This is a genomic window from Streptococcus mitis subsp. hohhotensis (genome assembly GCF_020089495.2).
Lineage (GTDB): Bacteria > Bacillota > Bacilli > Lactobacillales > Streptococcaceae > Streptococcus > Streptococcus hohhotensis.
Window position 1 is genome coordinate 1 of record NZ_JAIRCA020000017.1, and the last position, 22,968, is coordinate 22,968.

At 41.5% G+C, this 22,968-nt stretch carries 19 protein-coding genes and 1 tRNA gene; 14 read left to right on the forward strand and 6 right to left on the reverse strand.

Annotation, left to right across the window (positions count from 1 at the left end; all coding sequences use genetic code 11):
* The first annotated feature begins 212 nt into the window (after window positions 1-212).
* Genes truA through K4Z77_RS07450 form a run of 3 tightly spaced genes read left to right on the forward strand, consistent with a single transcriptional unit; the run spans window position 213 to window position 2,164 of the window.
* Entirely contained in the window at window positions 213-962 is a 750-nt protein-coding gene (gene truA, locus K4Z77_RS07440; RefSeq protein ID WP_224218928.1) for a tRNA pseudouridine(38-40) synthase TruA, read from the forward strand.
* Window positions 952-1,725, forward strand: coding sequence for a bifunctional hydroxymethylpyrimidine kinase/phosphomethylpyrimidine kinase (locus K4Z77_RS07445; protein WP_224218929.1), 774 nt, complete (start codon window positions 952-954; stop codon window positions 1,723-1,725). The genes truA and K4Z77_RS07445 overlap by 11 nt, the downstream gene beginning before the upstream one ends.
* Window positions 1,703-2,164, forward strand: coding sequence for an ECF transporter S component (locus K4Z77_RS07450; RefSeq protein WP_125429461.1), 462 nt, complete (start codon window positions 1,703-1,705; stop codon window positions 2,162-2,164). The genes K4Z77_RS07445 and K4Z77_RS07450 overlap by 23 nt, the downstream gene beginning before the upstream one ends.
* A gap of 190 nt (window positions 2,165-2,354) precedes the next feature.
* On the opposite strand, the gene K4Z77_RS07455 is transcribed toward K4Z77_RS07450, so the two are convergent.
* From K4Z77_RS07455 to K4Z77_RS07480, 6 genes are all read right to left on the reverse strand, one after another.
* Window positions 2,355-2,516, reverse strand: a complete 162-nt coding sequence (locus tag K4Z77_RS07455) for a hypothetical protein (RefSeq protein ID WP_281461993.1) — start codon at window positions 2,514-2,516, stop codon at window positions 2,355-2,357.
* Between the two features lie 17 nt (window positions 2,517-2,533).
* A complete protein-coding gene (locus K4Z77_RS07460) occupies window positions 2,534-3,616 on the reverse strand; it encodes a M24 family metallopeptidase (RefSeq protein WP_224218930.1) in 1,083 nt (360 codons plus the stop codon).
* Between the two features lie 126 nt (window positions 3,617-3,742).
* Entirely contained in the window at window positions 3,743-4,525 is a 783-nt protein-coding gene (gene gatD, locus K4Z77_RS07465) for a lipid II isoglutaminyl synthase subunit GatD (RefSeq protein WP_224218931.1), read from the reverse strand.
* On the reverse strand, window positions 4,525-5,868 hold the full coding sequence (murT, locus tag K4Z77_RS07470; RefSeq protein ID WP_224218932.1) for a lipid II isoglutaminyl synthase subunit MurT: 1,344 nt from the start codon (window positions 5,866-5,868) through the stop codon (window positions 4,525-4,527). The genes gatD and murT overlap by 1 nt, the downstream gene beginning before the upstream one ends.
* Before the next feature lie 291 nt (window positions 5,869-6,159).
* Window positions 6,160-6,915: a hypothetical protein gene (locus K4Z77_RS07475; protein WP_224218933.1), complete on the reverse strand. Its 756-nt coding sequence runs from the start codon at window positions 6,913-6,915 to the stop codon at window positions 6,160-6,162.
* Window positions 6,916-7,400: 485 nt separating this feature from the next.
* Complete coding sequence (locus K4Z77_RS07480; protein WP_049535119.1) at window positions 7,401-8,717, reverse strand: FAD-containing oxidoreductase; 1,317 nt, start codon at window positions 8,715-8,717, stop codon at window positions 7,401-7,403.
* Window positions 8,718-9,046: 329 nt separating this feature from the next.
* Here K4Z77_RS07480 and cshA point away from each other — a divergent pair, with 329 nt between their 5' ends.
* The 11 genes from cshA to K4Z77_RS07535 all read left to right on the forward strand — a co-directional run bounded on the left by cshA (window position 9,047) and on the right by K4Z77_RS07535 (window position 22,875).
* Window positions 9,047-10,612 carry a degradosome RNA helicase CshA gene (gene cshA, locus K4Z77_RS07485; RefSeq protein WP_061087749.1) on the forward strand — a complete coding sequence of 522 codons (1,566 nt, stop codon included), beginning with the start codon at window positions 9,047-9,049 and terminating at the stop codon, window positions 10,610-10,612.
* Between the two features lie 278 nt (window positions 10,613-10,890).
* A complete protein-coding gene (gene codY / locus K4Z77_RS07490) occupies window positions 10,891-11,679 on the forward strand; it encodes a GTP-sensing pleiotropic transcriptional regulator CodY (protein WP_000940740.1) in 789 nt (262 codons plus the stop codon).
* Window positions 11,679-12,254, forward strand: a complete 576-nt coding sequence (locus K4Z77_RS07495; protein ID WP_050242007.1) for a cysteine hydrolase family protein — start codon at window positions 11,679-11,681, stop codon at window positions 12,252-12,254. Before codY ends, K4Z77_RS07495 begins: the two co-directional genes overlap by 1 nt.
* 71 nt (window positions 12,255-12,325) lie before the next feature.
* Window positions 12,326-12,411, forward strand: a tRNA-Leu gene (locus K4Z77_RS07500).
* A gap of 140 nt (window positions 12,412-12,551) precedes the next feature.
* Entirely contained in the window at window positions 12,552-13,829 is a 1,278-nt protein-coding gene (locus K4Z77_RS07505; protein WP_224218934.1) for an ABC transporter permease, read from the forward strand.
* 12 nt (window positions 13,830-13,841) lie between these two features.
* The gene (gene vex2 / locus K4Z77_RS07510) at window positions 13,842-14,489 is read left to right on the forward strand and encodes an ABC transporter ATP-binding subunit Vex2 (protein WP_224218935.1); all 648 of its coding nucleotides are present in this window, start codon (window positions 13,842-13,844) and stop codon (window positions 14,487-14,489) included.
* Window positions 14,490-14,544: 55 nt separating this feature from the next.
* Entirely contained in the window at window positions 14,545-15,924 is a 1,380-nt protein-coding gene (gene vex3 / locus K4Z77_RS07515) for an ABC transporter permease subunit Vex3 (protein WP_224218936.1), read from the forward strand.
* Between the two features lie 348 nt (window positions 15,925-16,272).
* Window positions 16,273-19,551 carry a LysM peptidoglycan-binding domain-containing protein gene (locus tag K4Z77_RS07520; protein WP_263432416.1) on the forward strand — a complete coding sequence of 1,093 codons (3,279 nt, stop codon included), beginning with the start codon at window positions 16,273-16,275 and terminating at the stop codon, window positions 19,549-19,551.
* Window positions 19,552-19,871: 320 nt separating this feature from the next.
* A complete protein-coding gene (gene vncR / locus K4Z77_RS07525) occupies window positions 19,872-20,528 on the forward strand; it encodes a response regulator transcription factor VncR (RefSeq protein WP_023945642.1) in 657 nt (218 codons plus the stop codon).
* Window positions 20,525-21,853 carry a sensor histidine kinase VncS gene (gene vncS, locus K4Z77_RS07530; RefSeq protein ID WP_224218937.1) on the forward strand — a complete coding sequence of 443 codons (1,329 nt, stop codon included), beginning with the start codon at window positions 20,525-20,527 and terminating at the stop codon, window positions 21,851-21,853. The genes vncR and vncS overlap by 4 nt, the downstream gene beginning before the upstream one ends.
* Window positions 21,854-21,993: 140 nt before the next feature.
* Complete coding sequence (locus tag K4Z77_RS07535; RefSeq protein WP_023946263.1) at window positions 21,994-22,875, forward strand: class II fructose-bisphosphate aldolase; 882 nt, start codon at window positions 21,994-21,996, stop codon at window positions 22,873-22,875.
* Window positions 22,876-22,968 lie beyond the last annotated feature (93 nt).

Genomic DNA, 22,968 nt, shown 5'->3' on the forward strand with positions numbered 1-22,968 from the left:
ACAAACTAGAATAAGGACTGACATCCATAGTTAACTGATTATCAAGCATCATTTCACCTCATCTCTAGTATAACAAAAAAGCCATCAATTTGATGACTTTTTCAGTAGGCTCGGATTGGTTTCCTAAGTTTTTCTTTTGGGAAATATTGTACCCAGACAATTATAAATTTTCTAGCTTGTTACGAGACTAATTTCTTGATAAAATAGAAGTTATGACGAGATATAAAGTAACTATTTCCTATGATGGTTACGCCTTTGCTGGTTTTCAGCGCCAGCCCCATGCGCGTAGCGTTCAGGAAGAAATTGAAAAAACCTTGACCAGGTTAAATAAGGGGCAAGCTATTATTGTTCACGGTGCTGGTAGGACAGATAGTGGGGTTCATGCTCTGGGACAGGTTATTCATTTTGACATGCCCTGTCAGATGAATGAGGAGAAACTCCGTTTTGCTCTTGACACCCAGTCCCCTGAAGATATTGATGTGGTTTCGATTGAGCTTGTGTCAGATGATTTTCATTGCCGTTATGCTAGACATAGCAAGACCTATGAGTTTATTGTGGATAGAGGACGTCCCAAGAATCCTATGCGCCGTCACTATGCCACTCACTTTCCCTATCCACTCGATGTGGAACAGATGCAGATTGCAATCAAAAAGCTAGAGGGAACCCATGATTTTACCGGTTTTACAGCCTCTGGGACTAGTGTAGAGGATAAGGTTCGCACCATCACAGAAGCTAGTTTAGCAGTTGATGAGACAGGTCAGTTTTTGACCTTTACCTTTTCAGGAAATGGTTTCTTGTATAAACAGATTCGCAATATGGTGGGGACACTGCTCAAAATCGGAAATAATCGAATGCCAGTAGAGCAGATTGACCTGATCTTGGAGAAAAAGGACAGGCAGCTTGCGGGTCCCACTGCAGCACCAAATGGTTTATATTTAAAGGAGATTCGTTATGAAGAATAATCGTATTTTAGCACTTTCTGGAAATGATATTTTTAGTGGTGGTGGCCTGTCAGCTGATTTGGCTACCTATACCTTGAACGGCTTGCATGGCTTTGTAGCAGTGACTTGTTTGACAGCCTTGACAGAAAAAGGATTTGAAGTCTTTCCAACTGACGATACCATTTTTCAACATGAATTAGATAGCTTGCGTGATGTGGAATTTGCAGGTATTAAGATTGGTCTTCTTCCTACTGTCAGTGTGGCTGAGAAGGCCTTGAACTTTATCAAGCAACGTCCAGGAGTGCCTGTGGTATTGGATCCTGTCTTGGTCTGCAAGGAAACTCACGATGTGGCTGTTAGTGAGCTCTGCCAAGAACTGATTCGTTTTTTCCCTTATGTCAGTGTGATTACACCTAATCTTCCTGAAGCAGAATTATTGGCTGGTCAGGAAATTAAAACCTTGGAAGACATGAAGGCTGCAGCACAGAAATTGCATGACTTAGGAGCGCCAGCAGTCATTATCAAGGGAGGCAATCGCCTTAGTCAGGACAAGGCTGTGGATGTCTTTTATGATGGACAAAACTTTACAGTCCTAGAAAATCCTGTTATCCAAGGGCAAAATGCTGGTGCAGGTTGTACCTTTGCCTCTAGCATTGCCAGTCACTTGGTTAAAGGTGATGAACTTTTACCAGCAGTAGAAAGCTCTAAGGCTTTCGTTTATCGTGCTATTGCACAAGCAGATCAGTATGGAGTAAGACAATATGAAGCAAACCAAAACAACTAAAATCGCCCTTGTATCCCTATTAACCGCCCTCTCTGTGGTTCTAGGTTATTTCTTAAAAATTCCAACACCGACAGGCATTCTAACTCTTTTAGATGCAGGTGTCTTCTTTACGGCTTTCTACTTTGGTAGTCGTGAAGGGGCTGTAGTAGGAGGACTAGCAGGTTTCTTGATTGACCTCTTATCAGGCTATCCTCAGTGGATGTTCTTTAGCTTGGTTAACCATGGCTTGCAGGGATTTTTCGCAGGATTTAAAGGGAAAACTCAGTGGTTAGGCCTTATCTTAGCAACGATTGCCATGGTAGGGGGTTACGCCTTGGGTTCTACATTGATGAATGGCTGGGCATCAGCCCTACCAGAAATTTTACCAAATTTCATGCAAAATATGGTAGGGATGATTGTAGGATTTATCCTTAGTCAAAGTATCAAGAAGATTAAGTAATACTCTTCGAAAATCTCTTCAAACTACGTCAGCTTCCATCTGCAACCTCAAAACAGTGTTTTGAGCAACCTGCGGCTAGCTTCCTAGTTTGCACTTTGATTTTCATTGAGTATAAAGGGGCTGAGTAAAAAGTCTTTCAAATAAGAAAAACGCATAGTATCAGGTGTTGAAAACCTTGATACTATGCGTTTTATTGTGGAAAGATTTTATACTCTTCAAAAATCTCTTCAAACCGTGTCAACATCGCCTTACCATAGATATGGTTACTGACTTCGTCAGTTCTATCCACAACCTCAAAACAGTGTTTTGAGCAACCTGCGGCTAGTTTCCTAGTTTGCTCTTTGATTTTCATTGAGTATTAGATGAATATTAATCAAAATAAAGTAAGTCTTTGCTGGTGCTTGTAAAGAGGTCAAAGCCATCCTTGGTAACAACACCGCAGTCTTCGATACGAACACCGACTTTACCAGGGATATAGATACCTGGTTCAACAGAGAAGCACATGCCTTCTTCGATGACCATGTCGTTTCCTTCCATGATAGATGGGAATTCATGGACATCCATACCGATACCATGACCGAGACGGTGGTTGAAGTACTCACCATAACCAGCTTTTTCGATGACTTCACGGGCAGCGCGGTCCACTTCATGGGCAGTCACACCCGGCTTGATAAAGTCAAGAGCAGCTTGTTGGGCTTCAAGAGTCAAGTTGTAAATATCTTTCTTGAATTGGTCTGGTTTACCAACAGCGACTGTACGAGTCATATCTGAAGCATAGCCGTTGACTAGAACACCAAGGTCAAAGAGGAGAAGAGCATCATTTTCAACTTTGTTTGCTGCTGGAATACCGTGTGGATTTGCAGCATTATCACCTGTCAGGACCATGGTATCAAAGCTCATTTCATAGCCTTCACGTTTCATGGCAAAGTCAATTTGAGCAATGATATCTGTCTCTGTCTTATCAAGAGAAATATTATCAAAGCCAACATTAACAGCCTTGTCAGCATAGAGACCTGCAACCATCATTTTTTGCACTTCATCAGCTGATTTGATGAGGCGCATGCGTTGGATACGAGGAGTGAGGTTGTTAAACTCAGCAGTTTCAAAAACTGTTTTCAAGCCATGATATTTGGTCAAGATGAGATTGTCAAACTCAACAGCGACACGTTTGAAGTCAAGTTGTGGAAGAGCATGTTTCATTTTTTGCCATGGGTTTTCAGAATCCACATAGCCGACAACTGGGAAGGAAACGGTGCTGCTTGCACGTTCCACTTCAAGGGCTGGGACAAAGAGGAGAGGTTCCTGATTCGCTAGAACAAAGAGGAACATTTGGCGTTCATGGGGATCACTGTAAAAGCCAGTGAGGTAATTGATTGTGACGGGGTCAGATACGACAGCGACGTCTAGTTTTTCTGATTCAAGATATGTTACGATTTGTTGTAATTTAGACATATGCTACCTTCTTTCTACCCCTCTATTTTGGCAAAAAATGAGAGAAAATGCAAGGGAGAAGGGTAAAAGAAAAGACAAAAAAACTCCGACAAGATAACGGAGTTCTTTGATATAGTTTCACTTTGTTTAAGAAAAGTCTGCCTTGTTTTTGACGTCGCTGTATTCTTCAGCGATTTCTTGGCTGAGAATGTCCTCATAAGCAGGGAGTTGAATGTCCTGACCATATTTCTTCTTGAGGGCGGTAGTGACTAGGCGATAAGCCAGATTGGCATTACGAGAGAGGATAGGCCCGTGGAAGTAAGAACCAAATACATTCTTATAATGAACACCTTCGCCGACCTTTTCTTCGTTATTTCCATTTCCATAGACAACCTGTCCCAGTGGTTTTTGGTCATCTGAGAGGAAGGTACGGCCCTGATGATTTTCAAATCCATAGTAGGTTTCATCGAAATCTTCATTGTGAATCTTGATGTCCCCGATAAAACGGTTATTGGTCTGGTTGAGGGTGTAGTGCCCCATGACACCTAGCCCTTCGATACGTCTCCCTGAAGCTTCAATATAATATTGACCCAATAGTTGGAAACCACCGCAGATAGCCAGAACCACACCGTCGTTTTGGATGTAGTTGTCAATGCTTTCTTTTTTGGCAGGTAGGTCGTCTGCAATAATACTTTGTTCAAAGTCTTGACCGCCACCGAAAAAGGCAATGTCGTAGTGGTTTTCATCAAAATCATCATGAAGTGAAACGATGTCAATCGTCACATGGGCTCCTAGTTTTTCAGCCACATACTTGAGCATGAGGATGTTTCCATTGTCCCCGTAGGTATTCATGAGGTTTCCATAGAGGTGGGCAATGTTGAGCTGATAGGGGTAATTGCCAGCTTTTGAGGAAAGTGAAGTATAAACCATTAGTTCATCTCCTTTCTAACAATCTGACGACTAGCCAGCAGTTCGCGGAATTCCAGCATAGCAGTATAAGTTGCTAGGATATAGGCATGCTCACAGTCTTGGTTCTCAATGGTTTTAAGAACTTGTTCCAGACTACTTGTTTCAGTAATTTTATCAGCTGGATAGCCAGTTACTCGTAGACGACGTGCTATTTCAGAATGGCGAACACCGCCAGCATTGATTTCAGGAATGTCCATCTCAGTGATTTGTTCAAAATCAGCATCCCAGATCCAGCTGGTATCAATACCGTCTGCATAGTTGGCATTGAGGAGGACAGATAGGCTAAATGGATAAGGTGCTAGTTTAATCATTTCGATAGCTTGGGTCGCACCGACTGGATTTTTAATCAAGACGAGGGTGCATTCCTTGTCACCAATATGGAAGGTTTCTTGGCGTCCAAAGACAGCACGGCTCTTGTCAAATCCCTGCTTGATGAGTTGGGAATCGGCACCGAGGAAACGAGCAATAGCAACCGCAGCTAGGGCGTTGTAGATATTGTAGAGTCCACCGATTTGAATACCGTACTCTTGGCCGTCTATGACAAAGCGAGAGCGATTGTTGGTTAACTCAACCAGTTCTGTCAAGCGATAGTCGAGATCAGGACGTTTACATCCGCAGCCTTCACAGATATAGGCACCCAAGTTTGCATAGGTATTATGCTCATATTTGAGGATGCCTTGGCAGTCAGGACAGAGAATCCCTTCTGTATTATAGTGAGCCAGCTGGGCTGGTCCTTTTTCCAAGTCAAAACCAAAATACTCTACAGGATTTGGAATAGCTGGCTTGTAGAAAAGTGGACTGTCTCCATTAAGGAGAACAGTAGCCGTAGGAACCTTACGAATGGCATCCAAAATCATCTTGTAAGTTGTGTAAATCTCACCATAGCGGTCCATCTGGTCACGGAAGATATTCGTGATGACAAAAAGGCTTGGCTGGATATAGTCACAGATACGAGATAGACTGGCTTCATCGATTTCTAGAACGGCAATGTTTTTCCCAGTTTTAGAGGATTTGGCCGTCAAGAAGGTTGTCGTAATCCCTGTAATCATATTGGCACCGCTTGGATTGGTCAGAACCTGACCATAAACTTCTTTTAAAATGCCGACAGTGAGGGCAGTTGTCAGGGTTTTCCCGTTGGTTCCAGTGACCACGACAATCTCGTAGTTCTTAGCTAGATTTTGTAAAATATCTTTATCAAATTGAAGGGCAAGTTTTCCTGGGAGCGTACTTCCACGACCAAGACGGTTCAAGATGAAGTGGGAAGAACGCCCAGCTAGGAGACCCAAAGTAGTTTTTAATTTCATGTTTCTATTATATCATACTGCGCCCAGTAGTCCAATAACTAAAGTAACCTCTAAGATCAACTAAAGAAGTAACCTTAGAGGTGCTTTTTAGGTTCTGATTAAACCAATCAAATACAATATCTTTGAATTTGATAACTTTGGCAACTTTAAGAAATAAATCTTTCTTGCTCTGAACATAAGAAAGGAGAGGACATCAATTACCTTCTGCAGGTTTTAAAATTTCATTAATCCATTATAGTTGACAAAGATACCTAACTTTTGGGATTTAGATTATTTTTTGGAAAGTCTCTTTTATAATAAATTACGAATTTTTTCTTTTATAAATGCGTTAAGAGGATAGTGTTTATCAAGATATTCTAGGAGTGCCTGAGCAGATTCAGAAATTCGTTCGTAACCTTGCAAAAAGTAGGGTAATTGTTTGGCTTCATTTGGATAACCTTTTTCAAATCGTCTGTTGCTGTTAAAAATATCTATAAAATTAGATTTAGAAGTTTTTTCCAAATTGATTAGTTCAGTCCAGAGCTTGACAGATCTGTTTTGGATGAAATCATAAGCAGCCAATTTTTCCCCTCGTTGATAGCGACCTAGTCCTATATATAGGTTGCATAAAATTTCTCCCAACAGCCATTCACGATCTCTATTTTCTTTTGATGGCAATCTTTGTGGCTGGCAGATTGTTCCATCAAAACCGACCTCCTTCCAGATAATTTTGCCTTCAGCGAAAGGAATGTTTACTAGTTCGTGAGCTTCAAAGATAGCAAATTCACAAAAAACATCATCTTCAAATAGAACTTTATGTCCGTCCACTGTATTTTGGTAGTGAAATGCAATTGGTTCTAGATTACTTAACCAAGTTAGATCCTGGATATAGGCCTGCTTGTAGCCATCTTTTACAATAACAAAGAAATCCAAATCGGAGTACTGATCCAATCGTTCTCTTTCTGATCCGCAAGAACCAAGTGCCAGCAAAGCTAGTGCTTGTCTAGAATCTTTTAGAGACTGACCAATATCATCTAGTCTTTGTAATAGTAATTCTGTTTTATTCATATCGTTACCTCATTGTTTCTTGTTTACAGACATTATATAGTTAATATTTTCGAAAGTCAATTTCATCCCATACCAAATATATACTAATGTAATATGGGATTTCTTTCGATATTTTTTACAATGATAAAGTTTAAACATTTTGCGGAGTATTGCTCATATTATCAAGAACGAAGAAATTTGAAGTATTCTTTCGATGAAAATATACATACGACTCGCGCGAAGAGTGCCTAATTTACCTAATTAGGCACGAAACAATCATTGCAAAATATCTTTTTAAATTACTCATAAAACGATGAGTTGAAGCGAGTTATTCAAAGTCATATGTATTGCTGATATTTGAAAGAGTGACCTGAAACTCAATATATAATTAGGACTGCTAAATAAAGTTTGGCTACTATATCACAAAAGAGGGAAAAGACGGATTTGAGATTCTGCAGAAGTAAAAACAGCCCACAGAGGGCTGTTAGTTAAGATGAGATTTTAACTTAAATCGCAAATAAGTCATTCAAGTTCTCAGCCAAGGTTGGGTGAGTGAAGATTTGTTTTGTGAAGTAAGTGTAAGGAATCTTGTTGTCCATAGCAACAGTGATGATGTTGATGATTTCTTGAGAACCTTCTGAGAAGATGCTTGCTCCAAGAATTTCTTTTGTTTCAGTATTAACAACAGCTTTGAAAGCTCCGCGCAGGTCTCCATTTACGTGACCACGAGGCATTGCTGCAACAGGAATTTCCTTAACGGCGTATGGAAGTTTCAAATCAGCTGCTTGGCTTTCAGTCAAACCGACTTGTGAAAGTGCAGGTGTGATGAACATAGTGTTTGGTACATTGAGACGGTCTTCAAGTGTGTAGCTGCCATCTCCAGCAAGGTAGCTGTAAACAACACGGAAGTCATCCAGTGAAATGTAAGTAAATTGAGGGCCACCGTTGACATCTCCAACTGCAAAGACACCAGGAACGTTTGTTTGACAATGTTTGTCTACTTTAATAGCACCACGTTCAGTTAGTTCAATATCTGTATTTTCAAGTTGAAGTGGTTCTACATTTGGTTTGCGTCCAGTTGAGTAGAGAAGGGCGTCGAAACGGTAAGTTTCGTTTTCAGTTACGAGGAGCACTTGGTCACCATCGTTTTTGATTTCAGTAGTGCGGATATTTTGAAGTAATTCAATACCGTCTTCTTCCATGTATTGTTTAGCAAGAGCTGCGATGGAAGGTTCTGCACGAGGTAGGAAAGTATCCAAGGCATCTAGAACTGTAACCTTGCTTCCAAGTTTATTGTAAAGACCAGCAAATTCAAGACCGATATTTCCGCCACCAAGGACACCAAGTTTTTCAGGCAATTTGTCCAAGTTTTGGATACCTGTTGAGTCAAAGACATTTTTGCTTGTAGCAAGTCCTGGAATTGGCAAGACGTTTGAAACAGCACCAGTGTTGATGACGATTGTTTCAGCGGTCAGTTCTTTCTTTTCATCACCAGCTTGGATTTCGATGACTTTATTTGAAAGGAAGTGAGCTTCCGCATCAAAGATATCCACGCCTGTACCTGCGACAGTAGCATAGTTTTTACCATTGAGGCGACCAGTGATAGTGTTTTTGGTAGCAATCACTTCTTCAAAAGACAAGTCTTTCTCAGCAGCAACTAGCAAAGTTTTAGTTGGGATACAACCAATGTTGATACAAGTTCCACCGTACATAGCTTTGCTACGTTCAACGAGGGCAACTTTTTTGCCAGCTGAAGCCAATTTACCAGCTAGTGTTTTACCAGCTTTACCAAATCCGATAACGATTAAATCATAAGTTAACATTTAGAATTCCTCCTTTTCGACTTTCATTCTAGCACAAGAAAAAAACTTTTGCACAATTCTGCTACGCTTTAAAAAAGTTAATGAAATAGTGGAAATTTTATCTTCATTTTCTAAGGAAAATCGTTTACATGACTTTATCGACGGATTTAACTATCTTTTGCTCTGGTCTTGTGTTATACTAGATAGGTTGCAAAGAAAACAGTACTTTTCTTTTGTGGAAAAGAAGCAACACGATTTTGTATCCAGTATATGAAAATACGTCATAAAAAGAAAAGTATAAAATAAGCCCTATAGGGTGGCTTCGCACCACCTTTAGAAAGAAGAAAAACGTGAAATTTAATGAATTAAACTTGTCTGCTGATTTGCTAGCAGAGATTGAAAAAGCTGGTTTTGTAGAAGCTAGTCCGATCCAAGAACAAACTATTCCCTTGGCCCTTGAAGGTAAGGACGTTATCGGTCAAGCACAGACTGGTACAGGGAAAACTGCAGCCTTTGGCTTGCCAACCCTTGAAAAAATTCGTACAGAAGAAGCAACCATCCAAGCCTTGGTCATCGCTCCAACTCGTGAACTCGCTGTCCAAAGTCAAGAGGAACTCTTCCGCTTTGGTCGTAGCAAGGGAGTGAAAGTACGCTCAGTATATGGTGGATCAAGCATTGAAAAACAAATTAAGGCTCTTAAATCTGGTGCCCATATCGTGGTGGGAACACCTGGTCGCCTTTTGGACTTGATTAAACGCAAGGCCTTGAAATTACAAGATATTGAAACGCTCATCCTTGACGAAGCGGATGAAATGCTCAACATGGGCTTCCTTGAAGACATCGAAGCTATTATTTCTCGTGTCCCTGAAAGCCGTCAAACCTTACTTTTCTCAGCAACTATGCCAGATGCTATCAAACGTATTGGTGTTCAGTTTATGAAAGAACCTGAACATGTGAAGATTGCTGCCAAGGAATTGACAACAGAATTGGTTGACCAATACTACATCCGTGTTAAAGAACAAGAAAAATTTGATACCATGACACGTCTCATGGATGTGGAACAACCAGAACTTGCTATCGTATTTGGCCGTACCAAACGCCGTGTGGATGAATTGACTCGTGGTCTTAAAATTCGTGGCTTCCGTGCAGAAGGGATTCATGGAGACCTAGACCAAAACAAACGTCTTCGTGTCCTTCGTGACTTTAAAAACGGTAACCTTGATGTTTTGGTTGCGACAGACGTGGCAGCGCGTGGTTTGGATATTTCAGGTGTGACCCATGTCTATAACTACGATATTCCACAAGATCCTGAAAGTTATGTTCACCGTATCGGTCGTACAGGTCGTGCTGGTAAGTCAGGTCAATCGATTACCTTTGTTGCTCCAAATGAAATGGGCTACCTTCAAATTATTGAAAACTTGACTAAGAAACGTATGAAAGGTCTCAAACCTGCAAGTGCAGAAGAAGCCTTCCAAGCAAAAAAACATGTAGCTCTCAAGAAAATTGAACGTGATTTTGCAGATGAGACTATCCGTGCCAACTTTGAGAAATTTGGTAAGGATGCTCGTAAGCTAGCTGCCGAATTTACTCCAGAAGAATTGGCTATGTATATCTTGAGTCTGACTGTTCAAGATCCGGATAGCCTTCCAGAAGTGGAGATTGCACGTGAAAAACCACTGCCATTTAAACCATCAGGTAATGGCTTCGGTGGTAAAACTAAGGGAGGTCGTCGTGGAGATGACCGTCGTGATAATCGCCGTGGCAATGGTCGTCGTGATGATTTCAAAAAAGGAAGTCGTGGCAATGATCGTTTTGATAAAGACAGACGTTACCGTAATAAAGACAATAAAAAACCACGCAATACTTCAAGCGAAAAGCAAACAGGCTTTGTTATTCGTAACAAGGGCGACAAATAAGAAAAAGCGGTTCAAAATGAATCGCTTTTTTATATAAGGAGACCAAGGGTGAAAGAAGATGGTGATAGCAAAGGATAGGTGAAATGGAAAGGTATTATCCATCCAACTTCTTATGATAATATGATATCAAAAATAAATTAGTTTGTCAATGATAAAAATCTATTTTTCTAAAATATTTCAGCTAGTCTAAATTGCAATTAAATAAGCAATTTTCAGATAATAATTGAAAATTCAAGCTTTTTATGTTATAATGATAGCGATTAAATTCGAGGTGAAAAATGGCACATTTATTAGAAAAAACAAGAAAAATTACTTCTATCCTGAAGCGCTCGGAGGAGCAGTTGCAGGAAGAACTTCCCTACAATGCGATTACGCGTCAACTGGCAGATATTATTGATTGTAATGCTTGTATCGTAAATAGCAAGGGACGTCTCCTTGGCTATTTTATGCGTTATAAAACCAATACGGATCGTGTAGAGCAGTTCTTCCAAACTAAGATTTTCCCAGATGACTACATTCAAGGTGCGAACATGATTTACGATACAGAAGCAAATCTGACAGTTGATCATGATTTGAGTATTTTCCCTGTAGAGAGTCGTTCGGATTTTCCAGATGGCTTGACAACCATTGCACCGATTCATGTATCAGGGATTCGCCTTGGTTCTTTGATTATTTGGCGCAATGATAAAAAATTCGAAGATGAGGATTTGATCCTTGTTGAGATTGCCAGTACCGTTGTTGGGATTCAACTCCTCAACTTCCAGCGTGAAGAAGATGAGAAAAATATCCGTCGCCGTACTGCTGTCACCATGGCGGTTAACACCCTTTCTTATTCCGAACTTCGTGCTGTTTCAGCGATTTTAGGGGAATTAAATGGAAATGAAGGGCAGTTGACTGCGTCTGTGATTGCAGACCGTATCGGAATCACCCGTTCTGTGATTGTCAATGCTCTTCGTAAACTTGAGTCTGCAGGGATTATTGAAAGTCGCTCACTTGGAATGAAGGGAACCTATCTTAAGGTCTTGATTTCAGATATTTTTGAAGAAGTGAAGAAAAGAGATTACTAATGACTAAAGCTTTGATTTCGATTGATTATACAGAAGATTTTGTTGCCGACAGTGGTAAATTGACAGCAGGTGCTCCAGCTCAAGCTATTTCGGAAGCCATTAGTAAGGTGACTCGGTTAGCTTTTGAACGCGGAGATTACATCTTCTTTACTATCGATGCTCATGAAGAAAACGATTGTTTCCATCCAGAAAGCAAGCTATTTCCTCCTCACAATTTGATTGGGACTAGTGGACGCAATTTATACGGAGATTTGGGTACATTTTATCAAGAGCATGGTTCAGACAGTCGTGTCTTTTGGATGGATAAACGCCATTACTCAGCTTTTTCAGGGACTGACCTGGATATCCGCTTGAGAGAGCGTCGAATTTCTACAGTTATCTTAACAGGGGTTTTGACCGATATCTGTGTCCTACATACAGCTATAGATGCCTATAATCTAGGATATGATATCGAGATTGTTCAACCAGCCGTTGCTTCTATCTGGCCTGAAAATCATCAATTTGCTCTAGGCCATTTCAAAAATACACTTGGAGCTAAGTTAGTAGATGAAAATTTAAATGAACTTTCAGAGTAATTTATCTGAAAAAAATTGAAAAAAGTATTGACAAGCATCTCAAAAGTTGATATACTAGTAAAGTAATCGACGCGGGGATGGCGGAATTGGCAGACGCGCAGGACTAAGGATCCTGTGACCGCTTTAGGTCGTGAGGGTTCAAGTCCCTCTCTCCGCATAGGATAAGAGTTAGCTTAGGCTAGCTCTTTTGTTTTTTATCTAATTTACGTAGAGCAAAAAATTTTTGCTCTTTTTTCGCATTTCATAAACATTTCATATTTGGGTTTTATAATAGTCTTACAAATATGGAGGTGACAAATGAATCCAATCCAAAGAGCTTGGGCCTATGTCAGCAGAAAACGGTTGAGAAGTTTTATTTTATTTCTGATTTTATTGATCCTATTAGCAGGAATTTCAGCTTGTTTGACGCTGATGAAGTCCAACAAAACGGTTGAAACCAATCTTTACAAATCACTCAACACATCTTTTTCTATTAAGAAGATAGAAAATGGTCAGACTTTCAATCTGTCGGACCTAGTATCTGTAAGCAAGATTAAGGGACTGGAAAATGTTTCTCCTGAACTCGAGACGGTCGCAAAACTGAAAGATAAGGAAGTAGTGAGTGGCGAGCAGAGCGTGGAGCGTGATGATTTGTCAGCTGCGGATAAGAATTTGGTTAGCTTAACGGCTCTTGAAGATTCATCTAAGGATGTTACCTTTACCAGTTCAGCTTTCAACCTAAAAGAAGGGCGACACCTTCAAAAAGGGGATTCCAAGAAAATCCTGATCCACGAAGAGCTGGCTAAGAAGAATAGTCTTTTGCTTCATGACAAGATTGCCTTAGATGCTGGTCAGTCAGAAGCTGGAAAAGGGCAAACAGTGGAGTTTGAGATTGTTGGCATCTTTTCTGGTAAAAAACAGGAGAAATTCACAGGCTTGTCTTCTGACTTCAGTGAAAACCAGGTCTTTACAGACTATGACAGTAGCCAGACCCTTTTTGGGAATAGTGAACCTCAAGTTACTGCAGCTCGCTTCTATGTAGAAAATCCTAAGGAAATGGACGGATTCATGAAGCAGGTAGAAAACTTGGCCTTGGAAAATCAAGGGTATCAAGTTGAAAAGGAAAATAAGGCTTTTGAACAAATCAAAGACTCAGTTGCAACTTTCCAAACCTTCCTCATCATCTTCCTTTATGGGATGTTGATAGCAGGAGCTGGAGCCTTAATTTTGGTCTTGTCTCTCTGGTTGAGAGAAAGGGTCTACGAAGTGGGGATTTTACTGGCACTTGGAAAAGGTAAGAGTTCAATCTTCCTACAATTCTGTTTAGAGGTTGTTTTGGTATCTCTCGGTGCTTTGCTTCCATCCTTTATCGCTGGAAATGCCATTACATCCTATCTGCTCCAAACTGTCCTAGCCAGTGGAGAACAGGCAAGCTTACAAGATACACTAGCCAAAGCAAGCAGTTTATCAACCAGCATCTTATCTTTTGCAGAGTCCTATGTCTTTCTGTTATTGATTAGTTGCTTATCTGTAGCCATTTGTTTCCTATTCTTATTTAGAAAATCGCCGAAAGAAATTTTATCATCTATTAGTTAAGAAGGAGAAATCATGACTTTATTACAATTACAAGATGTTACCTACCGTTATAAGAACACTGCTGAAGCAGTCCTATATCAGATCAATTATAATTTTGAACCCGGGAAATTTTACAGTATTATTGGTGAGTCAGGAGCAGGAAAATCCACACTCTTGTCCCTACTGGCTGGTCTAGATAGTCCTGTTGAAGGTTCTATACTTTTCCAAGGAGAGGACATTCGTAAGAAGGGTTATTCTTACCATCGCATGCACCATATTTCCCTGGTCTTTCAAAATTATAACTTGATAGATTATCTTTCTCCACTGGAAAATATCCGCTTGGTCAACAAAAAGGCAAGTAAGGATACACTTCTTGAGCTTGGTTTGGATGAAAGTCAGATTAAGCGGAATGTTCTCCAGTTATCAGGTGGTCAACAACAACGTGTTGCCATTGCTCGTAGTTTGGTATCAGCAGCTCCAGTTATTCTAGCAGATGAGCCAACGGGAAATCTGGACCCTAAAACTGCTGGAGATATTGTCGAACTGCTCAAATCACTTGCCCAGAAAACAGGTAAATGTGTAATTGTCGTAACCCACAGCAAAGAAGTGGCACAAGCGTCAGATATTACACTTGAATTGAAGGACAAGAAACTGACTGAAACTCGCAATACGACGAAATAATATGAGCTTTTTCTGTTCGAACTATAAAATAGAATAAAATCTAGAAAGGGAACCTATGTTACACAACGCATTTGCCTATGTTACAAGGAAGTTTTTCAAATCGATTGTCATCTTCCTGATTATTCTCCTCATGGCGAGCTTGAGTTTGGTCGGCTTGTCGATCAAGGGAGCTACTGCCAAGGCTTCTCAGGAGACATTTAAAAATATCACCAATAGCTTCTCCATGCAAATCAATCGTCGCGTTAATCAAGGGACGCCACGTGGTGCTGGGAATATCAAGGGTGAAGATATCAAAAAAATCACCGAAAACAAGGCCATTGAGTCTTATGTTAAACGCATTAATGCCATTGGAGATTTGACTGGATATGAACTCATCGAAACGCCAGAAACCAAGAAAAATCTGACTCCTGACCGTGCCAAACATTTTGGAAGTAGCTTGATGATTACAGGTGTCAATGACTCCTCTAAAGAAGACAAGTTTGTCTCTGGTTCTTATAAGCTGGTCGAAGGTGAGCACCTAACCAACGATGACAAGGACAAGATCCTCCTGCACAAGGACTTGGCAGCCAAACACGGCTGGAAAGTCGGGGATAAGGTCAAACTAGACTCCAATGTCTATGATGCAGACAATGAAAAAGGTGCCAAGGAAACAGTCGAAGTGACAATCAAGGGACTCTTTGATGGTCATAATAAGTCAGCAGTAACCTACTCACAAGAACTCTATGAAAATACAGCAATCACAGACATCCATACGGCTGCTAAACTTTATGGATACACAGAAGACACAGCTATTTATGGGGACGCAACCTTCTTTGTAACAGCGGATAAGAACTTGGATGATGTTATGAAAGAGTTGAATGGCATCAGTGGTATCAACTGGAAGAGCTATACACTTGTTAAGAGCTCATCTAACTACCCAGCTCTTGAGCAATCCATCTCTGGTATGTACAAGATGGCCAATCTCCTCTTCTGGGGTAGCTTGAGCTTCTCAGTCCTTCTCCTTGCCCTCTTGCTCAGCCTTTGGATCAATGCCCGTCGCAAGGAAGTGGGAATTCTCCTCTCTATCGGTCTCGAGCAGGCAAGTATCTTGGGTCAATTCATCACTGAATCCATCTTGATTGCCATCCCTGCTCTTGTTTCCGCTTACTTCTTAGCTACTTACACAGCGCGTGCAATCGGAAATACTGTCCTTGCCAATGTCACTTCAGGTGTTGCCAAGCAGGCTAGCAAGGCAGCTCAAGCCTCTAACCTTGGTGGTGGTGCAGAAGTAGATGGCTTTAGCAAGACCTTGTCAAGTCTAGACATTTCCATTCAGACATCAGACTTTATCATCGTCTTTGTCCTAGCCTTGGTTCTAGTGGTTCTCGTTATGGCGCTTGCTTCAAGCAATCTCCTTAGAAAACAACCAAAAGAGCTTCTGCTGGATAGCGAATAAGTTTGAAAAAATTAGTCTAAAACAGAGACTGCATCTTGTTTTTCTATTCCAGAATGGTGGATAGAGAATGGATATTTAACAATACAAAATAGAGCCGAAAGCAGTGGTGAAAATCATTGCTTTCAATCGCTTTCTTTGTACTTTTGCTGGTGGATATGATATACTAAAATCGTGGAATTCAGTGGAAGAACAATTTACAATTTCTATATTCAAATATGCATAAAAATTTATTCATAATTTGCTTTTAAATAAATAGAAAACCTGTAGATACCTTTACATACTGCAAAGGTAGATGAGCCTGCTGTGGCTGACTTTGCCTTTTACAAATATAAAATAGTGAGGAAAACAATGAGACAAACAAATGTTAGAGGGACATTATCCCTACGTGGCTTTAGAAAATTAAGAACTGGTGCAATTGTTGCGACAGGTGTGATTTTATTGGGACTGGGCTTTTTAGCTCCAACTGTTTCAGCTAATGAACAAGATGGTGTTTGGGTAGCCAGAACAGTTGCAGAAGTAAAAGCTGATATTCAAAATATAGACAATTTATCACACTACACAATTAAGTGGGGAGATACACTGAGTGCTATTAGTGGAGCAACGGGGTTATCTGTTGATAGTTTGGTTGAGATAAATCGTATTGCAAATAGAGATTTGATTTTTGCTAATAATAAATTATATTTTAGCGAAGAAGCTTTTCTAAAAGATGGAAATACAGAAGTCAAAAGACAGCGAGTGTCGATTGATAATTCTGGTAGCTGTCAAAGTTATGAAGTTGAAACAAAGACAGATACTGTAACTGGAGAGCAAACTACTACTGTTAAACAAACGGCACCAGTAGTTGTGGAAACACCAGCAGTATCAGTACCGAAATCAGAAACCTTAGTCTCAGTTGCGCCAAAAGTGGAAGAGCCAGTGACACCGGCCCCGAAAGAAGAGAATCCAGCAACACCAGCGCCGAAAGCGGAAGAGCCAGCGACACCAGCGCCGAAAGCAGAGGAACCAGCGACACCGGCACCGAAAGTGGAAGAACCAGCGACACCAGCACCAAAAGTAGAGGAACCAACGACACCTGCGCCGAAAGCGAAAGAACCAGCGACACTAGCACCAAAAGTGGAGGAGCCAGCGAGTCCAGCACCAAAAGTAGAAGAACCAGCGACTCCAGCGCCAAAATCAGAAGAACCAGCGACTTCAGCACCAAAAGTAGAGGAACCAGCGACTCCAGCACCAAAAGTAGAGGAACCAGCGACTCCAGCACCAAAAGTAGAGGAACCAGCGACTTCAGCACCAAAAGCAGAAGAACCAGTAGCAACTGAGCCAAAAACAGAAGAACCAGTGACCCCAGCGCCAAAATCAGAAGAACCAGCGTCTACCACGCCAAAAGCAGAGGAGCCAGCGACTCCAGCACCAAAAGTGGAGGAGCCAGCTACACCGGCACCAAAATCAGAAGAACCAGCAGCAACTGAGCCAAAAACAGAAGAGCCAATGGCAACAACGCCAAAAGCGGAAGAACCAGCGGCTCCAGCACCGAAAGCAGAAGAACCAGCTACACCGGCACCAAAAGTGCAAGAACCAGCGACACCCGCACCAAAAGTAGAGGAACCAGCGACTCCAGCGCCAAAAGTGGAAGAACCATCGACACCCGCACCAAAAGTAGAGGAGCCAACAACTCCAGCACCGAAAGCAGAGGAACCAACGACACCAGCACCGAAAGTGGAAGAGCCAGTATCTCCAGTGCCAAAAGCAGAAGAACCATCGACACCCGCACCAAAAGTGGAGGAGCCATCGACACCAGCACCAAAAGCAGAAGAACCAGTGTCTCCAGCGCCAAAAGTGGAAGAACCATCGACACCAGCGCCGAAAGTAGAGGAACCAACGACTCCAGCACCGGTAACCCCAAGCGAAGAAGCACCGGTCACATCAGGCGATACCAATTCCACTGCACAGCCAGCTGGAGAAACAGGTAACTCTGAAACAACTGCAGAACCTTCCAATACTCCATCTACAGATGCTACAAATGATTCAGGTAATGCAGCAACATCAAGTCCGGTAACAGATGATACTACTTCAAACACAGGGACTACAGAACAACCTGTAGCTTCAAATCCAAGTTCTGAAGTTCCAGCGCCAAAGGTGGATGAGCCAGTGGCACCAGCGCCAAAAGTAGAAGAACCAGCAGCGTCCGCACCGAAAGCAGATGAATCAGGTTCTTCAGTTGAATCTCCATCAACAGGCAATCATTCAGACGAGTCAGGAACACCATCTGAAACTCCTACAGGTGACTCAACAGCTACCCAACCAAGTGATTCAACATCGTCACCAGTAACCCCAAGCGAAGAAGCACCGGTCACATCAGGCGATACCAATTCCACTACACAGCCAGCTGAAGAAACAGGTAACTCTGAAACAACTGCAGAACCTTCCAATACTCCATCTGCAGGTGCTACAAATGAAGCAGGGAATTCAGAGTCATCAAGTTCAGTAACAGATGATACTACTTCAAATGTGGAAACTATAGATCAACCTGTAGCTTCAAATCCAAGTTCTGAATCACCGGCGACCCCAGCACCAAAATCAGACGAGCCAGCGACCCCCGCACCAAAAGTGGAAGAACCAGTGACACCGGCACCAAAAGACGGTGAATCAGGTTCTTCAGTTACATCTCCATCAACAGGTAATCATTCAGACGAGTCAGGAGCGCCATCTACAACTCCTACAGGTGACTCAACAGCTACCCAACCAAGTGATTCAACATCGTCACCGGTAACCCCAAGTGAAGAAGCACCGGTCACATCAGGCGATACCAATTCCACTACACAGCCAGCTGGAGAATCAGGTAGCTCTGAAACAACGTCAGAACCTTCCAATACTCCATCTGAGGAAGCTACAAATGATTCAGGGAATGCAGCAACAGCATCTCCAACCCAACCTTCTTCAACTTCAGAAGGGGCTTCAAGTTTTAGAAATGCCCCATCGGTTCAAGCAAGAGCAAGAAGAGTGGCACGTTCAACATCAGAACCAGATGGGACTGTAAATATTAGCTATAACTTCGCTGGAATGCCAGATATTCATGGCTTCCTATCTGATCCGGGAGAAAATAACACTGTCACAATTCCTGCAGGAACGAGTGAAGCACAGGCAAAAGAGCTAGTAAAAGAAAAAATTCAAGCCAAGATAAAAGACTTAGCTACTAGAGGGTATCATGTGAAAAATGACATTATTTTTGAACAAGATACTACTGTGAAAAATTATAACTACGTCGTTACATTCACTAAGGAGGCTACAGGAACTTCAGGTTTCAGAATGGCTCCAGCAGTTCAACCACGCGCTAGCAGAAATCGTAGAAGTCTAGAACAGCCAGCTCCTCAAAAGGTCAAAGTAAATGTATTTTATAACTTTGATAAAATGAAAGACATTGCAGGTTTCCTAGGAGATATCAATGGAACTTCTCTTGAAATTGCGGAAGGTTTATCAAATGAACAGGTTAAAGCAGCTGTCAAGAGCCAAGTTGAAGCTAAGAAAGAAGAGTTGAGCAAACGCGGATACACTTTCAAAGAGGACTATGTATATCAATCTAATGGGAAAGATTATAATTACGTTGTAACATTTTCAAAAGCAGCTAAATAATTTTCATTCTATTCTATAGAGAGTGAAATGCAAGCAGAGAGAGCGATAGGCTCTCTTTGTTTTATCTAGTGGTCAGTTGCTTAAAGACAAAAGGCCAGTAAGAGGCTATAATAGAAAATAGAGTAGATATTTATTCTAATACTATTCGAAAATCTCTTCAAACCACGTCAGCGTCGCCTTACCGTATATATGTTACTGACTTTGTCAGTTCTATCTACAACCTCAAAGCAGTGCTTTGAGCAACCTGTGGCTAGCTTCCTAGTTTGCTTTTTGATTTTCATTGAGTATAAGAAAAATAAAAAATAGAGAGCAGTTAAAGTATGAAAATTTTAATTGTAGAAGATGAAGAGATGATCCGTGAGGGGGTCAGTGACTATTTGACGGATTGTGGTTATGAAACCATTGAGGCGGCGGATGGTCAAGAAGCCTTAGAGCAATTTTCCAGCTATGAAGTAGCCTTGGTTTTACTGGATATCCAGATGCCCAAACTCAATGGCCTAGAAGTTCTAGCTGAGATACGCAAAACCAGTCAGGTTCCTGTTTTGATGTTGACTGCATTTCAGGATGAGGAATACAAGATGAGCGCCTTTGCCTCTCTGGCAGATGGCTATCTGGAAAAACCTTTTTCTCTGTCCCTCTTAAAAGTGAGGGTGGATGCGATTTTCAAGCGCTATTATGATATGGGACGAGTCTTCTCCTATAAGGATGCCAAGGTGGATTTTGAGAGCTACAGTGCCAGCCTAGCAGGTGAGGAAGTAGCCATCAATGCTAAAGAGTTGGAAATTCTTGATTATTTGGTTAAAAATGAAGGAAGGGCCTTGACTCGTTCTCAGATAATCGATGCGGTCTGGAAAGCGACAGATGAGGTTCCCTTTGACCGTGTCATTGATGTCTATATCAAGGAATTGCGGAAAAAGCTAGACCTGGACTGCATCCTCACTGTGCGCAATGTTGGTTATAAATTGGAGCGAAAATGAGACGAACAGGTTTATTTACAAAAATATTTATCTATACCTTCTCGATATTTAGTGTTCTGGTTATCTGCCTTCATTTAGCTATTTATTTTCTCTTTCCCTCGACTTATCTTAGTCATCGTCAGGAAACCATTGGCCAGAAAGCGACAGCCATTGCCAAGTCCCTAGAAGGGAAGGATAGGCAGAGTATCGAGCAAGTGTTAGACTTGTATTCCCAAACTAGTGATATCAAGGGGGCGGTCAAGGGAGAGATGACCGAGGACAAGTTGGAGGTCAAGGAAAGTCTTCCTCTGGACACAGACCGCCAGACTACCTCGCTTTTTATTGAGGAACGGGAGGTGAAAACGCAAGACGGTGGCACCATGACTCTCCAGTTTCTAGCTTCCATGGACTTGCAAAAGGAAGCAGAGCAAATCAGTCTTCAGTTTCTTCCCTATACCTTGCTGGCATCCTTTCTGATTTCCCTCTTGGTGGCCTATATCTATGCTCGGACCATTGTTGCCCCGATTTTGGAAATCAAGCGGGTGACCCGACGGATGATGTATTTGGATGCCCAAGTGCGATTGCGCGTGGATTCGAAGGATGAGATTGGTGATCTCAAGGAACAAATCAATAGCCTCTACCAGCATCTTTTGACTGTCATTGCGGACTTGCATGATAAGAATGAAGCTATTCTCCAGCTGGAAAAGATGAAGGTCGAATTCCTACGAGGGGCTTCTCATGAATTGAAAACACCGCTGGCTAGTTTGAAAATCCTAATCGAAAACATGAAAGAAAATGTCGGTCGTTATAAGGATCGAGACCACTATCTGGGAGTTGCCTTGGGGATTGTGGATGAGCTCAATCACCACGTTCTCCAGATACTTTCTCTCTCGTCTGTACAAGAATTACGAGATGATAGGGAACAAATTGACTTACTCCAGATGACGCAAAGTCTGGTCAAGGATTATGCCTTACTAGCCAAAGAAAGAGAACTCCAGATAGACAATAGTTTAACCAATCAGCAAGCTTATCTAAACCCATCAGTTATGAAGTTGATACTTTCTAACCTTATCAGCAATGCTATCAAGCACTCTGTTCCAGGTGGCTTGGTTCGCATTGGAGAAAGAGAAGGGGAACTTTTTATAGAAAATAGCTGTAGTCCAGAAGAACAAGAAAAACTAGCCCAATCTTTTTCTGACAATGCTAGTCGCAAGGCCAAGGGGTCTGGGATGGGACTCTTTGTGGTCAAGAGTCTATTAGAACACGAAAAATTATCCTATCGTTTTGAGATGGAGGAGAATCGTTTAACCTTCTTCATAGCTTTTCCAAAAGTTGTCCAAGATTAGAGATAGAAAGGGTTTACATAGATGAAGCTAGAAGAAATTCAATCGAAACTGCGGGAAAAACTAGATTTTTTTGTCAAAAAGTGATAAAATGAACAATGTAAATGGGATGACCCATAAAAATATACAGGAGGCCTGATAAAATGGCAATCGTTTCAGCAGAAAAATTTGTCCAAGCAGCTCGTGACAACGGTTATGCAGTTGGTGGATTTAACACAAACAACCTTGAGTGGACTCAAGCTATCTTGCGCGCAGCAGAAGCTAAAAAAGCTCCAGTTTTGATCCAAACTTCAATGGGTGCTGCTAAATACATGGGTGGTTACAAAGTTGCTCGCAACTTGATCGCTAACCTTGTTGAATCAATGGGTATCACTGTACCAGTAGCTATCCACCTTGACCACGGTCACTACGAAGATGCACTTGAGTGTATCCGAGTTGGTTATACTTCAGTTATGTTTGATGGTTCACACCTTCCAGTTGAAGAAAACCTTGAAAAAGCTCGTAAAGTTGTAGAATTTGCTCATGCAAATGGTGTATCAGTAGAAGCTGAAGTTGGTACTATCGGTGGTGAAGAAGACGGAATCATCGGTGATGGTGAATTGGCTCCAATCGAAGACGCTAAAGCAATGGTTGAAACTGGTATCGACTTCTTGGCAGCTGGTATCGGTAACATCCACGGTCCTTACCCAGCAAACTGGAAAGGTCTTCACCTTGATCACTTGCAAAAATTGACTGAAGCTGTTCCAGGATTCCCAATCGTATTGCACGGTGGATCAGGTATTCCTGATGAGCAAATCCAAGCAGCTATCAAACTTGGTGTTGCGAAAGTTAACGTTAATACTGAATGCCAAATCGCATTCGCTAACGCAACTCGTAAATTTGCTCGTGACTACGAAGCAAACGAAGCAGAATACGACAAGAAAAAACTCTTCGACCCACGTAAATTCTTGGCTGACGGTGTAAAAGCTATCCAAGCATCAGTTGAAGAACGTATCGACGTATTCGGTTCAGAAGGTAAAGCTTAATCTAGTTGAATAATATAGAATAGAAACCTGCCCATGAGGGTGGGTTTTTTGGTGTTTTAAGGAGACTATTAAGCCAGAATTTTGGACTAATAC

What these genes read in the sequence shown, in the direction of transcription:
- K4Z77_RS07535 (WP_023946263.1), top strand. Translation starts at nt 21,994, where the DNA reads ATGGCAATCGTTTCAGCAGAAAAATTTGTCCAAGCAGCTCGTGACAAC.
- truA (WP_224218928.1), top strand. Translation starts at nt 213, where the DNA reads ATGACGAGATATAAAGTAACTATTTCCTATGATGGTTACGCCTTTGCT.
- vncS (WP_224218937.1), top strand. Translation starts at nt 20,525, where the DNA reads ATGAGACGAACAGGTTTATTTACAAAAATATTTATCTATACCTTCTCG.
- K4Z77_RS07445 (WP_224218929.1), top strand. Translation starts at nt 952, where the DNA reads ATGAAGAATAATCGTATTTTAGCACTTTCTGGAAATGATATTTTTAGT.
- K4Z77_RS07495 (WP_050242007.1), top strand. Translation starts at nt 11,679, where the DNA reads ATGACTAAAGCTTTGATTTCGATTGATTATACAGAAGATTTTGTTGCC.
- vex2 (WP_224218935.1), top strand. Translation starts at nt 13,842, where the DNA reads ATGACTTTATTACAATTACAAGATGTTACCTACCGTTATAAGAACACT.
- K4Z77_RS07520 (WP_263432416.1), top strand. Translation starts at nt 16,273, where the DNA reads ATGAGACAAACAAATGTTAGAGGGACATTATCCCTACGTGGCTTTAGA.
- K4Z77_RS07480 (WP_049535119.1), bottom strand. Translation starts at nt 8,717, where the DNA reads ATGTTAACTTATGATTTAATCGTTATCGGATTTGGTAAAGCTGGTAAA.
- gatD (WP_224218931.1), bottom strand. Translation starts at nt 4,525, where the DNA reads ATGGTTTATACTTCACTTTCCTCAAAAGCTGGCAATTACCCCTATCAG.
- K4Z77_RS07505 (WP_224218934.1), top strand. Translation starts at nt 12,552, where the DNA reads ATGAATCCAATCCAAAGAGCTTGGGCCTATGTCAGCAGAAAACGGTTG.
- K4Z77_RS07450 (WP_125429461.1), top strand. Translation starts at nt 1,703, where the DNA reads ATGAAGCAAACCAAAACAACTAAAATCGCCCTTGTATCCCTATTAACC.
- murT (WP_224218932.1), bottom strand. Translation starts at nt 5,868, where the DNA reads ATGAAATTAAAAACTACTTTGGGTCTCCTAGCTGGGCGTTCTTCCCAC.
- vncR (WP_023945642.1), top strand. Translation starts at nt 19,872, where the DNA reads ATGAAAATTTTAATTGTAGAAGATGAAGAGATGATCCGTGAGGGGGTC.
- K4Z77_RS07455 (WP_281461993.1), bottom strand. Translation starts at nt 2,516, where the DNA reads ATGAAAATCAAAGAGCAAACTAGGAAACTAGCCGCAGGTTGCTCAAAA.
- codY (WP_000940740.1), top strand. Translation starts at nt 10,891, where the DNA reads ATGGCACATTTATTAGAAAAAACAAGAAAAATTACTTCTATCCTGAAG.
- vex3 (WP_224218936.1), top strand. Translation starts at nt 14,545, where the DNA reads ATGTTACACAACGCATTTGCCTATGTTACAAGGAAGTTTTTCAAATCG.
- K4Z77_RS07475 (WP_224218933.1), bottom strand. Translation starts at nt 6,915, where the DNA reads ATGAATAAAACAGAATTACTATTACAAAGACTAGATGATATTGGTCAG.
- K4Z77_RS07460 (WP_224218930.1), bottom strand. Translation starts at nt 3,616, where the DNA reads ATGTCTAAATTACAACAAATCGTAACATATCTTGAATCAGAAAAACTA.